Origin of the sequence: Methylacidimicrobium sp. B4 (assembly GCF_017310545.1) — a bacterium.
In the GTDB taxonomy this organism is placed as follows: Bacteria; Verrucomicrobiota; Verrucomicrobiia; order Methylacidiphilales; family Methylacidiphilaceae; genus Methylacidimicrobium.
On the sequence record NZ_CP066203.1, the window covers coordinates 1799284 to 1813960 of the forward strand.

General features: G+C 63.8%; 10 protein-coding genes. 2 read left to right on the top strand and 8 right to left on the bottom strand.

The features are described 5' to 3' along the window. From ileS to MacB4_RS08555, 3 genes are read right to left on the bottom strand one after another with little or no spacing between them, the layout of a single operon-like run. On the bottom strand, positions 1–2703 hold the full coding sequence (gene ileS, locus MacB4_RS08545; protein ID WP_206863434.1) for an isoleucine--tRNA ligase: 2703 nt from the start codon (positions 2701–2703) through the stop codon (positions 1–3). 5 nt (positions 2704–2708) lie between these two features. After that, positions 2709–3749 carry a phenylalanine--tRNA ligase subunit alpha gene (gene pheS, locus MacB4_RS08550; protein ID WP_206863435.1) on the bottom strand — a complete coding sequence of 347 codons (1041 nt, stop codon included), beginning with the start codon at positions 3747–3749 and terminating at the stop codon, positions 2709–2711. 55 nt (positions 3750–3804) lie between these two features. Continuing rightward, a complete protein-coding gene (locus MacB4_RS08555) occupies positions 3805–5715 on the bottom strand; it encodes a cytochrome C biogenesis protein ResB (protein WP_206863436.1) in 1911 nt (636 codons plus the stop codon). Positions 5716–5839: 124 nt separating this feature from the next. Between MacB4_RS08555 and MacB4_RS08560 the strand changes: the two genes are divergently transcribed. Both MacB4_RS08560 and MacB4_RS08565 read left to right on the top strand, forming a co-directional pair. Continuing rightward, positions 5840–7516, top strand: a complete 1677-nt coding sequence (locus tag MacB4_RS08560) for a formate--tetrahydrofolate ligase (RefSeq protein ID WP_206863437.1) — start codon at positions 5840–5842, stop codon at positions 7514–7516. Between the two features lie 90 nt (positions 7517–7606). Further along, entirely contained in the window at positions 7607–8086 is a 480-nt protein-coding gene (locus MacB4_RS08565) for a universal stress protein (protein WP_206863438.1), read from the top strand. On the opposite strand, the gene lepB is transcribed toward MacB4_RS08565, so the two are convergent. From lepB to MacB4_RS08590, 5 genes are all read right to left on the bottom strand, one after another. Then, the gene (gene lepB, locus MacB4_RS08570) at positions 8080–9228 is read right to left on the bottom strand and encodes a signal peptidase I (protein WP_206863439.1); all 1149 of its coding nucleotides are present in this window, start codon (positions 9226–9228) and stop codon (positions 8080–8082) included. The two genes, MacB4_RS08565 and lepB, sit on opposite strands and share 7 nt — an antisense overlap. Next, the gene (gene lepA, locus MacB4_RS08575; protein ID WP_206863440.1) at positions 9225–11033 is read right to left on the bottom strand and encodes a translation elongation factor 4; all 1809 of its coding nucleotides are present in this window, start codon (positions 11031–11033) and stop codon (positions 9225–9227) included. Before lepA ends, lepB begins: the two co-directional genes overlap by 4 nt. Before the next feature lie 124 nt (positions 11034–11157). Further along, complete coding sequence (locus tag MacB4_RS08580) at positions 11158–12066, bottom strand: alpha-E domain-containing protein (protein WP_206863441.1); 909 nt, start codon at positions 12064–12066, stop codon at positions 11158–11160. Beyond that, entirely contained in the window at positions 12063–13580 is a 1518-nt protein-coding gene (locus tag MacB4_RS08585) for a circularly permuted type 2 ATP-grasp protein (RefSeq protein ID WP_206863442.1), read from the bottom strand. Before MacB4_RS08585 ends, MacB4_RS08580 begins: the two co-directional genes overlap by 4 nt. 61 nt (positions 13581–13641) lie before the next feature. After that, entirely contained in the window at positions 13642–14622 is a 981-nt protein-coding gene (locus MacB4_RS08590) for an aldo/keto reductase (RefSeq protein ID WP_206863443.1), read from the bottom strand. Between the last annotated feature and the right edge of the window lie 55 nt (positions 14623–14677).

Below are 14677 nucleotides of genomic sequence, written 5' to 3' on the forward strand. Positions count from 1 at the left end.
CTACGCGGTGTCCCCCCTCGCCTGGACAACCGCAGTGCAGCGGGGGCAGAGCTCCGGATGAGACGGGTCGGTCTTTCCGACCTCCTCAGAATATTTCCAGCATCGGGCACACTGCCTTCCTGAGGCGCGTCGCGTCTGGATCGTCACCGGTTCGGACGGAAAGAGGCGCACCCGGGAGACGAGAAGGACTTCGGCGAGAAGCCCCTCGTCCGCCGGGAGGAAATGGGGGGAGTAGATGTCCACCTCCGCCTCCAGGGATTTCCCGATCTCCTTGGCCTGACGGCTGATTTCCAACGCTTCGTTCACCCGGTTTCGGAGATCGAGAATCCGCTCCCATCGGTCGGAGAAGGCAACGTCGTTCTGGGGAGCTTCCTCCTCCGGGAAGAGCTCCAAGTGAACCGAGCGACTCTTTCCCAGAGACTGCCAGGCTTCCTCGGCGGTAAACGGGATGAGAGGTGCGGCGAGCCGGAAGAGGCTTTCCGCGATTCGGTGGAGGAGCGTTTGGGAGGCACGGCGGGCGGCGCTCTCGGTGGCGTCGCAGTAGAGCCGGTCCTTGAGCACGTCGATGTAAAAGGCGGAAAGCTCGGTCGAGCAGAAGCGGCTGAGCGCGTGATAGACGGCCGGAAACTCGTAGCGCCGGTAGCCGTCAACCGCTGTCCGGACAAGGCTGCGCAGCCGGTCCGCCATGTATCGGTCGAGCTCCGGAAATTCCTCTTCGTCCACCCGGTTTCGGGCAGCGTCGAAGTCGTGGAGGTTGGCCAGGAGGATCCGAAACGCGTTCCGCAAGAGCCGGTAGGTATCGGAGATCCGCGCGAGGATCTCTTGGGAAAAGGGGACATCGTCTCGATAGTCCTCGCTCGCTACCCAGAGCCGCAGGGTGTCCGCGCCGTATTGCGCGACGAAGTCGGAGAGGCCTCGGGCACCCGCCATCTTCGAGAGCTTGCGTCCGTCGAGATCCAGGACGAAGCCATTGGTCAGGACGGTCCGATAGGGAGCGTTTCCGCTTCGAGCGACCGAAAGCAGGAGAGACGACTGAAACCAGCCGCGATGCTGGTCGCTTCCCTCCAAGTAAAGATCGGCCGGGAACTCTCCACGTGGGGCGAGGACCGCCGCATGGCTGCAGCCGGAGTCGATCCAGACGTCGAGCGTGTCGGTTCCTTTCCGAAGGCCCCCGGGCAGGCCGAGCTGTCGGGCCAGGGTCGCATCGTCGGTGGCGTACCAGAGGTCGGTGCCACTTCGGGCGACCGCCCGAGCGAGCTTGCGGATCGCTTCCGGATCGAGGAGCGAGCTCCCATCCTCCCGGTAAAACGCTGGCAAGGGGATGCCCCAGGTGCGCTGCCGGGAGATGCACCAGTCCCTGCGGCTTTCGACCGCGCCACGGATGCGATTGCGGGCGCGGGAAGGGATCCACTCGACTTCGTCGATCCGGCGCAGCGCCTCGGGCTGGAACGACTGGACCCGGATGAACCACTGTCGGACCGAGCGAAAGAGGATCGGGGTCTTCGAGCGCCAGCAGTGGGGGTAATCATGAAGGTGGGCCCGCTCCGACCAGAGCAATCCCGCCGCCTGGAGCAGAGCGATGATGCGGGCATTGCCCTCCCAGACCGTGAGGCCGACGAGCTCCGGAATCCCACACTCTTGGGTAAACCGCCCATCATCGTCGACCGGGGAAAGGGGGGGGAGGCCGTGCTCCTGGCCGAGCAGATAGTCCTCCATGCCATGCCCTGGCGCAACGTGGACGAAGCCGGTGCCGCTATCTCCCGTCACGAAATCGGCGGCATAGACCGATCCGGTGCGAGCCAGGAGCGGATGACGATAGCGGAGCCCGCAGAGCTCCTCGCCTCGGGGGAAACGGCGCACCCGGGCTGCCCCCTCCAGTCCCGGGAGAACCTCCGCTCGCGCTTCTGCTGCGAGGATGTGGTGGCCGCCGACGGCGTAGAGAGCGTACGGCAGGGAGGGATGGAGCGCCACGGCCAGATTGGCGGGGAGCGTCCAGGGCGTGGTTGTCCAGATCAAGAGCCTTGTGTCCTGGGGGAGACCGTGCTCCCGGCAACTTTCCGGGAGCAGAGGAAACTCGACATCGATCGCCGGGTCGGTGCGCGGCTGGTACTCCACTTCGGCTTCCGCAAGGGCGGTATGGCACCCAGTGCTCCAGAACACGGGACGAAGTCCTTCGAAGACCAATCCCTTCTCCGCCAGGTCGGCGAAGAGAAGCAGGACTTCCGCCTCGTAGGCGGGGTCCAGGGTGCGGTAGGGCCGCTGCCAGTCTCCGAAGATGCCAAGCCGTTCGAACTGCTCGCGCTGGATGCCGAGGTAGCGGAGCGCATAGGCTGCACACTCTCGCCGGATCGTCAGTGGATCCCGCGCCTCGGGAGGGAGGTCCGCCATCACCTTGGCCTCGATGGGAAGGCCGTGGCAGTCCCAGCCGGGGATGTAGGGGGCGAAGAAGCCCATCATGTTCCGCGACTTGAGGACCAGATCCTTGAGCGTCTTATTGAGCAAATGCCCAAGGTGGGCGTTGCCGTTCGCAAACGGAGGGCCGTCATGCAGGATGAACCGGGGACCCGAGCTGCGCGCCTCCAGGATCTGCTCGTAGAGATGGTCTTGGCGCCACCGTTCGAGAAGGAGCGGCTCCCGTTTGGGCAGCTCGGCGCGCATCGGAAAGGAAGTGCGTGGCAGAAGGACCGTGTCGCGGTAATCCATGGAGCTTAAGCGGGGGAGCTTTGGTTGCGGAGGAATCGGATGTCGTTTTCGGTAAAGAGCCGCAGATCGGGCACCTCCTCGACGATCATCAAGAGCCGCTCGATGCCGAATCCGAAGGCAAATCCGGAGTAGCGGTCCGGATCGATGCCGACGCCCGAGAGCACCTTGGGGTGGACCATTCCGCACCCGCAAAGCTCCAGCCACTCCTTCCCCGCTTTCGACCGGCCAGGACGCAAGCCGTCGATTTCGAAGCTTGGCTCGGTGAAGGGGAAGTAGTGGGGGCGAAAGCGGAAGCGAGTCTCCGGGCCCAGCAGCTCTCCGAAGACGAGCTCGAGCGTCCCTTTGAGGTCGAGCAGGCTCGTGTCTTCTTCCACGACGAGCCCTTCGACCTGGAAGAAGGCGATCGAGTGGGTGGCGTCGATCTCATCCCGCCGATAGCAGCGCCCCGGAGCGAAGATGCGGATGGGCGGTCGTCGCCTCTCCATCGCCCGGATCTGCACGGGGCTCGTCTGGCTGCGGAGCAAGAGCCGGCCGCCGCCACGGGAGGGAGTTGCGGGAAGGAGGCCCGGATCCTTGAGGAAAAACGTATCCTGCTCGTTGCGTGCCGGATGGTCGGGAGGAGTGTTGAGGGCGTCGAAATTGTAGAATTCCGTTTCGACTTCCGGGCCGTCGGCCAGGGCGAAACCGAGCCGATGAAAGATTTCCACGATCCGCCGCGACATGCGAGAGACCGGATGGATCGAGCCTTCGGGCACCGGGCGGCCCGGAAGGGTCGGGTCGAGAGAGGGTCCCCGGGGATGGGCGGAGGCCAGGGACCCGCGTCTCTCCTCGATCGCCGCCTCGGCCCAAGCCTTGAAGCGGTTGATCGCTCGGCCGGCCTCCCGTCGCTGCTCCGGCGGAAGGGCGGAGAGGGAAGCGAGCTGACGCGGGATCTCTCCCTGCCGGCCGAGGTAGCGGATGCGGATCTCTTCGAGAGCGGCTTCCGTCTCTGCCACCCCCAGTGCGGCTCGAAGCTCGGCTTCCCGCTCTTGCATTTCCTTTTCCACGAATGACACTCCTTGCTAGGCCGAAATTGTTCTTCCCCACTGCGCTTCCGTCCATCTACCGAGTCGGCGTGGCACCGGCGCTCCGCTCCGAAGGGATCTCGTCGGGCGGCAGAACCGTGGGGACCGGAGTCGGATTCTTGGGCGATCCACGATGGAGGAACATGAGGAGAATGCCTCCGCAAATCAAGAGCGAGCCGACCCACTTGCAGGGCCAGCCTGGATCGTAGAGCACCTGAAGGGTGGTTTCCTGGAGATCCTGGGGATTCCAGGATGCCTGAGAAAACTTGTAGTTGCGCCCGAGCGCCGATCGCCAAAAGCCTCCCGGGAAGGTCGCCGGCGAGTTCATGTGGGCGGTTGCGACGCGGGTCGTGCCGGCCTTCGGATCCTCAAAGCGGACGGTCGCCTGAAAGTCGACGGGCGACTCGCTTCCCTCTTCCCGGGGGACAGCGAACTTTTCCAGCGAAATGCGGAAGGGGAGGGATCGGCTCTCCAGCCCGTAGGCAACCCGGATGGGGATCCCCTCCACCGCGAAGGTCTGGGTGAGCCCCGAGAGAATCCAGAGGCGAGGGGATTCCGCCTTGCTCTTCGGATCCTCCACCCACGCGCGAACGCCCGAGCCGATCGTCATCGTGAAGGCCGTGCCCGGTTCCCGCTTCCGGATGATGGACTGAATCGATGCATGAGATTCGTAGCGGAGAACCGAGGCCTCCCAATCGGCCCATCCCAGGGAAAAGTTCTGACCGAGGGTGGCCTTTCCTTCGGCCGAGACCTCTTCCCGCCGATTCAGGGCCCGAAAGGCGATGCGGTCGTCATCTGGGGATTTCCACAGCGAAAGGCCGGTGGAGCCACCCCCCCCTTCCGTCCAGCGAAGCTGCACCAGGACGGCAGGATTTTCGGGACGATCCGAAAGGGAGGTCGGCTTCCCTTCCCGCATGGCGAAGTCGGGCCAATAGCTGGTCAAGAGCGCTTGCGCGCCGCCGGGTAACTCGAGTGCCTTGCCGATGTGGGAGGCTACCTCCCAGGCGTTCTTTTGTCCCGAGGGGGAGATAGCGACCAGGAGCATCTGCCGGCTCTGCTCATCGGGGACGAGAAAGAAGCGGTAGTGGGACGGGATGCCCTCGGCCGCATGGGTGATCGGTTGGTCGGGGGATCGGGCAAAGACGACCTGAGCCTCATGCACGGTCCGCCCGGAAGAGGAGGCGGGTGGTCCGGAGAGCCAGTGAACCTTGGCGAGGCCGAAGAAGTCCTGAGTCTGGTGGGCGGGCTCCCTTTCCAAAAGAGCGAGCAGCGTCTTCTGTCTGGCCATCCGGCTCTGCAGCAGGAGGGTGATCCCGGGTCCAGAGGAGGGATCGGAGGAGGGGACCACTTCCTCCGCAAGGGCCAAGTCTGAAGAAAAATCATCGACGACCAGCCGAAGGTCCGTTCCGGGAATCGTGAGCTTTCGTGGATGGTCGGAACGGGGACGCCAGAGCTCTGCAGGGAAGCTCACGCGGAAGATCTCCTTCCGGAAGGGGTCTTCCAGGAAAAGAGCGGTCTGATTGAGCGTCACCCGATCCTCGGCGGGCTCGCCGAGCCGCAAGTGGACGAATCCCTCGAAGCCCGCGATCCGGCCGATCATGGCCCCGGAAAGCAGCAGGATGATCCCGTAATGGGTGATGACGAACCCGAGGTGGCGCGGCTTCCAGGGGATCCGGGTCAGCGTGACCGCAAAGAGATTGAGGCAGAGGAGGACGAGCCAGCCGAGGAACCAGGGCGACCGATAGACGTAGTACTGGGCGACGCTCGAATCGAAGCGCGACTCGATCCAGGTGGCGGCGGCGCAGGCAGCAGCCAGGCTCAGAAGCAGGCCAACGGCGATACGGAGAGAGCCCAAAAGATGGATGGCCCTCCAAAGGACGGAGTTGCGCTTGCGCTCAGCGATGAGCTCCTGGCGGGCCTGATCGGAGAGGGATGTGAAGAATTTCACCCGGGCGGAAGGGAAGCTTGTCGCCTATTGAAAGGCATTTATGGTAGTCGGGAATGCGTGGAAAAGCCAAGCGGAAATCCGTTTGCCAGGCGGCGGACAAGAGACCAATCCGGAGGGAAGTCCCATGAGTCATCCGTTTACCGATCTTGCCATCGCGCAGCATGCCCGCCCCGCTCCGATCGAGGAGATTGGAGCCCGGCTCGGCATCCCGAAGGAGGCGCTTCTTCCCTACGGAACGGGGTCCGCCAAGCTGCGCTGGCCTTTCCTCAAGAGTTTGCGTGATCGACCCAAGGGCCGATTGGTCCTGGTGACGGCGATCACCCCGACTCCCGCCGGAGAAGGGAAGACGACGACGGCGATTGGCTTGGCCGACGCCTTGCGCCGGCTCGGGCAGAAATCGGCGGTCTGCCTGCGCGAACCGTCGATCGGGCCGATCTTTGGAAGAAAAGGGGCGGCAACCGGAGCGGGTTGGGCGCAGGTCGTGCCTCGGGAGGAGATCAACCTTGAGTTTACCGGCGACTTCGGCGCGGTCGGGCTCGCTCACAACCTGCTTTCGGCTCTTCTCGACAACCATTTCTATCAGGGGAACGAGCTTCACCTCGATCCAAGCCGGCTCCAATGGAAGCGAGTGGTCGATATCAACGATCGGGCCTTGCGGCAGATCGTTGTGGGCTTGGATGGCCACAGAGGGCCGGTCCGGCGGGATGGGTTCGAAATCATCGCCGCATCGGAGGTAATGGCGATCCTCTGCCTTGCCCGTAACTTTACCGATCTGCGAACCCGTCTTTCGGAGATTCGTATTGGCGCCCGTGTCGGCGACGGATCGGTGACTGCGGGAGATCTGGGTGCTGCCGGAGCGATGGCGGCGGTCCTCCGGCACGCCTTCCTGCCCAACCTGGCGCAGACGCTCGAGCAGGTCCCTGCGTTCATTCACGGGGGGCCATTCGCGAACATCGCTCATGGGTGCAGCTCGGTAGTCTCCGTAGAGGCGGCGTTGAGCCTTGCCGACTGGGTGGTGACGGAGGCGGGGTTCGGGAGCGATCTCGGGGGAGAGAAGTTCGTCGATATCTTCTGCCGTCAATCGGGCTTGCGTCCAGCGGCGGCAGTGATCGTCGCTACCATTCGCGCGCTCAAGTTCCATGGCGGTCTCCCCTTGGATGCCCTCGATCGGGAAGACTTCGGAGCGTTGGAATCGGGGATGGCGAACTTGCGGAGGCATGTGAGGATCCTGCGGGATCTCCTGGGGCTCCCCGTGGTCATTGCCTGGAATCGCTTCGCCTCGGACACCGACGCGGAATTGCGGTGCGTCGAACAAGGAGCGAGGAGCATCGGCGTGCCTTCCGCCGAGTGCCGGCACTGGGCGGAGGGAGGGGCGGGTGCGGAGGAGCTCGGGCGAAAGCTGCTGGAAATGGCGGCCGATCCCGCCCCTTTCCGTTTCCTCTATGACGAAGAGACCCCGCTCTGGGAAAAGATCGTCACTGTGGCCGAAAAGGTCTACGGCGCCGGTGAGGTGAGGGCCAAGCCGTCGGTTCGGCGCGCACTTGTCCAGATGGAGGAGGAGGGCTTCGGCCACTTGCCCGTCTGCTTTGCGAAGACCCAGTACTCGTTCTCCGCCGATCCCCGACTGCGCGGAGCGCCAGAAGGGCACTCGCTTCCCGTCCGAGAGGTGCGCCTGGCCTCTGGCGCGCGCTACGTGCTGGCTCTCTGCGGAGAGATCCTCACCATGCCTGGCCTGCCAAGCGAACCCTCCTCCCTGCGGATCGATATCGATGAGGACGGACGGGTCGTGGGCGTTCTCTAGGCCGGCTCGAGCGGGAACGGAACGGCCAGCCGATGCACATCTCTGGCAAATGCGGTCTTTTCCCGCGGGAGACCTTCGACTACTCTTTCAGTGGCCTCCGTGTATCACTGCTTGCTTGTACCCCTGGAGCAGAGCCCCGTCGATGACGCGGTGCTTGGCCATGCACGCGAGCTTGCGCGGCTCTCGGGCGCGCGCTTGGTGCTTCTTCATGTCTCCCCTCTTCCGGCCTTTCCGCTCGCCGGCATCGAGGAGTGGACTCTCGAATCGGGAGAACGGATCGCCTTGCGCCAGGATGAGGCGATGAACCGGGCGCGGCAATACCTCGAAGAGAGGGCGCGTGATCTGCGAAGCCAAGGACTCTCGGCTGAGGTGGAGCTTGCTCTAGGGGATCCGGTCAACCAGATCGTTCGGACCGCGAAGGAAAAAGGAGCCGATCTCATCGTCATGGGAAGCCATGCACACTCAATCCTCGGGGAACTCTTCGGGCGGAGCACCTCCTTCCCGGTTCGACGGCTGGCCGAGGCTCCGATCCTGCTTGTCCGGACCGAGAGCCAAGCGACCGCTCAGTGAATCCAGCCCCAGCGAGGGCTAAGCGGCCAGTAGACGAAAAGGCCGGTCCCCACAAGGTCGTTTCGGGGGACCGGCCCCCAGAAGCGGCTGTCCTGGCTATCGGGGCTGTTGTCGCCCATCGCCCAGTAACCATCCTTGGGGACAACCACCTGCTCTTCCGGGGAGAGGAGGTACTGCTGGCCGGGGAGGACGACGTAACCGTGGTACCCGGCGCGCCCCGCTTCGACCCGGGCCATGGCGGCATTCGGGGGCGTAGTGCTCCCGTTGATCCGGAGCGCCGGAGGGTCGATCTGAAGCCGGTCACCCGGAACTCCGACGCACCGTTTGATGTAAAAGAGCGATCCATCCAACCCGTGATCCCGCAAGGTGGATTCGATGCCTTCGATGCCGGCGGTCCGGAAGACGAAGACCTCGCCGCGTCTCGGGGGGCGCAGGTGATACACCGCCTTGTTGACCAGGACCTGGTCTCCCGCGACGCTCAAAAAGTTGAAGACGGGCTCTCCGGCGTGAAAGGTGAGGCCGGGTCGGAGCCCGACCTTGTAGACCAACGTGGGTGCCGGGATCCAGACGCGCTGCTTTTGTCCGTCGTCAAAGAGGAGATCGGTGTATTCGATGAGAAACTTTCCTGGAACCAGGTCGACCAGGGCGGCGTCATGGGAGAGGCGAAGATAGTGGTATTGCTTGCCGAAGAGAAGCAGGTGCAGAAGACGGACGGGAGCCGATGGGGGTGGGCCGGTCCGGGCGACCGTCTGAATCCCGTAGAGGGTCGGCTTCATCGAATCGGTGGGAATCTTGAACGGTTGGAGGAAGTAGGCGCGGATGGCCAGTGCTGCAGCGATCGCGACCAGGAAGATCTCGACGTTTTCCCTCAGCTCCCCCCAGGGCTTTCGCGGAAAGAGCTTCGCCGCGAGCTTGTCCCCCCGTTCGAGAAGAACCGGAGCCGTCGCGGAGGACGAATCCGCGTTGGTGAGGTAGGATGCCACCTCCCTTTCGAAGGTTTCCGCTTCTTGCCGGGCTTCCTCGGAAAGCAGGTCCCTCTGACGGACGCACATCCGATGAATTGCCTTTCTCAGCCGGTCGAGCGCCTTTTGGTGGCGGCGGCGTTCCCGCCGGTCCGAGAACGATAAGGGCGCCGATCTCATGATCCGGTCTCCGTCTTGAGGATCTGCAGAAAGGCTTCCTGCGGAATATCGACGCGACCGAAGGTCTTCATTCGCTTCTTGCCCTCCTTCTGCTTCTCCAAGAGCTTGCGCTTCCGGGTGATATCCCCGCCATAGCATTTTGCGGTCACATTCTTTCCCACGGAGCCGATGTCTTCACGAGCGAGGATCTTGCTGCCGACGGCCGCTTGGAGAGCGATCTTGAAGAGATGCCGGGGGATGAAGTCCCGCAGCTTGGCCAGGATCGCCCGGCCCCGGGCTTCCGCGCGGCTGCGCGCCACGATGCAGGAGAAGGCCTCTACGGGCTCGCCGTTGACGAGGATGTCGAGCTTGATCAGGTCTTCGGTCTGGTAGGGGGCCGGCTCGTAGTCCATCGAACCGTATCCTCGCGTGAGCGACTTCAACCGGTCATTGAAATCGACCAGGATCTCGCTCAGGGGCATCCGACAACGCAGCATCACGCGGTTTTCTCCCGCCGATTCGGTCGATTCGCAGATGCCGCGCTTCTCCAGGACGAGCTGGAGAATCTCCCCGATCCGTTCCGTCGGAATCAGCAGGAAGGCGCGCACCGTCGGTTCCGCGATCGAGTCGATCTGCGCAGGATCGGGCATCCGGAGCGGGTTATCGACCTCGAGCGTCTTCCCGTTGGTCAGATGCACCTGGTAGACGACGCTGGGATAGGTGGCCAGGATCTCGACTTCGTGCTCCCGTCGGAGCCGCTCCTGGACGATCTCCATGTGGAGCAGGCCTAGGAAGCCGCATCGCAGGCCCGACCCCAACGCCGCAGAGCTCTCTTGCGTGAAGACGATGGCCGGATCGTTGATTTGCAACTTGTGAAGAGCGGTCTTGAGCTTCTCGAAATCCGCCGGGTTGATCGGGTAGATGCCGCTGAAGACCATCGGGCGAGCTTCCTGGAACCCCGAGAGCGGTTCCGATGCCGGATGAAGAGCCGAGGTGAGGGTGTCCCCGATCTTGACCTCGAGCGGGCTCTTCATGTTGGCGATCACGTAGCCGGTGGCTCCCGCCTCGAGGCGATCTTGCGAGGTCATCTTGGGAGAGAAGATCCCGACTTCCTTGATCTCGTAGACGCTTTGCGTCGCCATGAGGAGGATCTTCTCGCCCCGGGAGAGCTCTCCGGACCGGACGCGTACGTAGAGGACGACCCCTCGGTAGGGATCGAAGATCGAGTCGAAGACCAGGGCTCGGATGATCCCGTCGGTGAAGGGATCCGGAGGAGGAATCCGGTGGACCACCGCCTCCAAGGTCTCGCCAATGCCGATTCCCGCCTTCGCACTTGCCAGGACCGCTTCCTCTCCGGGGATGGCGAGAACCTCTTCGAGCTGCCGCTTCACCGAGGCCGGGTTAGCGGTGGGCAGGTCGATCTTGTTGATGACCGGGATCAGATGGAGATTTTGCCGCGCGGCCAGGTGGACGTTCGCAACCGTTTGCGCCTGTACGCCTTGGGCTGCGTCGATCACGAGGAGAGCCCCTTCGCAGGCCGAAAGGCTTCGGGAGACCTCGTAGGAAAAGTCGACATGGCCCGGCGTGTCGATGAGGTTGAGCTGATAGGTTTCCCCGTCTGCAGCCTTGTAGCGCATGGTGACCGGGTGGGCCTTGATCGTGATCCCCCGCTCTCGTTCCAGGTCCATGGAATCAAGAAGCTGGTCCTGCATCTGCCGTTCGGGAATCGTGCCGGTGGCCTGGAGAAGACGGTCGGAGAGGGTTGTCTTGCCGTGATCTACGTGCGCGATGATGCAAAAATTGCGAATCCGGGATGGGGGAAACATGCGGGCGTTCTTTTCTTCTTATAGTGGGAAAGGAGCAGGCCGCAAAAGGTTAAAGCGTAGACGCGCTGCATCGTCCGAAGGTCCGTCGACGGGCGGCGGCTCCGGCTCCGTGGCCTGCCGCTGGCTAGACGAGCGCCTTTTCGATCTCCTGGTGGAGCTGATTGCAGCCGATCTGAAGCTCCACCAGGAGGTAGCTCAGCCGATTCTTGGAGGTGCCTCCCAGGGAGGCGAGAGCCGCCCTGAGCGCCAGAGCCGACTCAGAAGCGGAAGAAAGGGTGTAGGTGCTGCTCTTCTCGAGCCGCTCGAGCGAGGCCGAAACCGATTGCAGGAGCGCGGCGAAGCTCCTGGGGATCCGCCGGTCGCCCAGAAGGGCGCGGCAGACCGGTTCATCCTCGTAACAGGGGCCGAAGGTTGCCCGGTAGGCGTCGAGGGAGCAAAAGCCGCAGAGAATCGCCGCTTCTTCCTCCGGGGAGGGAGGCGGGCTTCCCGATTCATCCGGGACGAGCGCACTCAAGGCCGCCGTGAGGTTCCCCATCCCTTCGATCGCCTGACCCAGGGCGAGGCAATCCGGCCCCGCCCCTTGCACGAGGGAGAACCGGGCGATTTCGTAGATGGCGCTAATCCCCTGAACCCGGTGGAGGAAGACGCTCCATGGGAAGGGCGTTTCGAGGAGCGGCGCGGGGGGCACGGCCGGGAGCCCCGAGGGGAGCTCCCCGAGCATCTCCCATAGCTCCTCCGGGAGCTCCTCTCGCAAGAGGCGCGCATTGGATCGTGCGGCTTCGATCGAACTTCTCACGGAGAGAGGATTTTCGGTAGCCTCCAGAAACCAGAAGAGCTCACCCGCTGGTCCGAAGATTGGGCCGGGAGCCGACATGCGCAACGCTTGGCGCAGCCGGATCAGTGAGGCCTCGCCCCGTCCCTTTCCGCCGTCCCAGCAGAGAGGCCAATAGGCTTCCACGAGCCGGATCGTGTCGAGTGCCCTTGTCAGGTAGCGCGAGAGCCAATAGAAGTAGGCCGCCTTGCGAAAGATCATGGCTTTCCCAGGTTCTGCGGCCTTCCGGCATGCTTGTCGGCGCGCAACACCCAGGTGTCCTTGCTCCCGCCCCCTTGGCAGGAGTTTACGATGAAGGACCCTTTGCGCAGGGCGACGCGGGTAAGTCCTCCCGGGATGACCGTGGGAGAGGGTGCGAAGAGAACGAAGGGGCGCAGATCGATTCGCCGGGGCTCGAGGCGTCCGTCGATCCAGCAAGGGACTTGGGAGAAGGAGAGAACGGGCTGCGCAATGTAGTTGCGCGGCTGGGCGAGGATCTTCTCGCGAAAGGCCGCGCGCTCCCGGGCGCTGCTCGTGGGTCCAAAGAGCATGCCGTATCCTCCCGCTTGGCTTACTTCCTTGACGACCAGGTCCTTCAAGTGGACAAGAACATGGTCTCGCTCGGGTGGCCGGTCGCAAAGAAAGGTCTCCACGTTCGGCAGGATGGGCTCCTCCCCGAGATAATAGCGGATCATGGAGGGGACAAACGGGTAGATCGCCTTGTCGTCTGCGACCCCGGTCCCAATCGCATTGACCACATTCACTGCTCCGGCTCGACAAGCGGCCACGAGCCCCGGTACGCCGAGGAGCGATTCCGGGCGGAAGGCGACCGGATCGAGAAAGTCGTCGTTGAGCCTGCGGTAGATGGTGCCCACCCCCTTCCAGCCGGAAGAAGTGCGCAGCTGCACCTTCCCATCGATTACCGCTAGATCCTTCCCTTCCGCCAACGGGATGCCCATCTCCTGCGCAAGAAAGGTGTGCTCGAAGTAGGCCGGATTGTGAATTCCTGGGGTCAGAAGGACGGTGAGGCCGTCGCGAGCTCCCTCGGGGCGAAGGGCGGTGAGAGCCTCCCGCAGGAGGGTGGGGTAGGGCTCGACGGAAGCGACCGGGCCCGCTTGGAAGAGCGAGGGGAAGATCCGGCGCAGGACGCGGCGGTTGGCGAGCATGTAGGAAGCGCCACTCGGCACCCGCAAGTTGTCCTCCAGGACGACAAAGCCCTCCCGAAGTCGCAGAAGATCTGAGCCAGCGATCATCGCATGAAGCCCGTGGGGCATTGCAACCCCCACCATTTCCCTTCGAAATTGGGAAGACCCATAGACCAGAGAGGACGGGATGACTCCTTCCTGCAGGATCCGGGCCCGGGTGTAGACATCCCGGAGAAAGCAGTTGAGGGCGGTCACCCGCTGGATGAGCCCCCTCTCGATCGGGAGCCATTCCGAGGCGGAGAGAATCCGAGGCAGAAGATCGAAGGGGAAAATTCGTTCCTCGCTCTTCGAGTCTACGGCAAAGGTGACTCCGCGACGCAAGAGCTCTTCGGCAGCGGCCCGCTGCCGATGCTCCCACATTTCCGGCGAGAGCTTTTCGAGGAACTTCCAGAGGCCCTGATAGGGAGGCCGCGGCCCTAGCTCGCCGTCGACCATCTCGTCGAAATCGGCGGGGAGCGGGTAGTCGGGACCGGGTAAGCAGTTCTTTTCCTGACGGCCAACGCCGGTGTCAACCGGAAATGTCGAGTGCATGGCCTCCTTTATAAAGCAAAAACCATGCCGGGGCGCGGGAGCTGGGAGAACGGACGGTCGTTCAGAGCGGCGGAGCCATGAATTCCGGGCCGATCGGCTCCGGAATGCGCGCTGCCAGGATTCGGTCGATGTCGGCCAGCTCCCGCTCCGAGAGCAAGGAGGCCGGGACCGCTGCCGCCTCCAAGATCTGCCCGGGGTTTCGCGCTCCCCAGAGCACGACGGAAATTCCCGGCTGCTGCAAAGCCCAGCGGGCGGCCAGCTGGCCCAGCGAGCAGTGCCGGGCCCGGGCGATGGAGCGGAGATCCTCCGCCGCGGAGAGGTAATGGCGGAAGGCCTCCGCTTGGAACTTGGGATCGAACCGGCGAAGGTCGCCCGCCGGAAAGGTGTCGCCTGCGGAGAACTTGCCCGTGAGCAGTCCTCGGCAGAGCACCCCGTAGGCCACGACGCCGATGCCGTGAGCGCGGCAGTAGGGAAGGATATCCTTCTCGATCCCGCGCTCGAAGAGATTGAAGGGAGGTTGGTCGGTGTGAAGGGGCGCGACGCTCCGCCACGCATCCATTTGACTCGGGGAGAAGTTGCTCACCCCGAGTGCCCGAATCTTCCCTTGCGCCTGGAAATCGAGCAGGGTCTGCGCCGCCGCCTCGATCGGTGAGCGGGCATCCGGCCAGTGAATCTGGTAGAGATCGATCCAATCGGTTCCGAGCCGGCGAAGGCTCTCGTCGATCTCCTTTCTGAGCCGTGCCGGGCTCGAATTGCGTCGGATTTCCTCTCGCTCGTTCCATTCGAGGCCGCCTTTGGTGGCGAGGATGACCTTGTCTCGACCGATCCTCCGGACCGCTTTCCCGACGATCTCCTCCGCGCGCCCGAACCCGTAGACTGGAGCGGTGTCGAGGAAATAGATGCCCGCCGCGACCGCCGCCTCGATCGCGGCGATGGCGTCCGCTTCTTCGGCTCCACCCCACATCCAGCCCCCCACGACCCAGGTTCCCAAGCCGATCCGGGGCACCTGCTTTTTCAAGCCGGGCAGCGAAGTGTATTCCATGGCCTTATGCTAAGAAAACCGGAGGCTCCACGCAACGGCCTCTCCCCAAAGACGC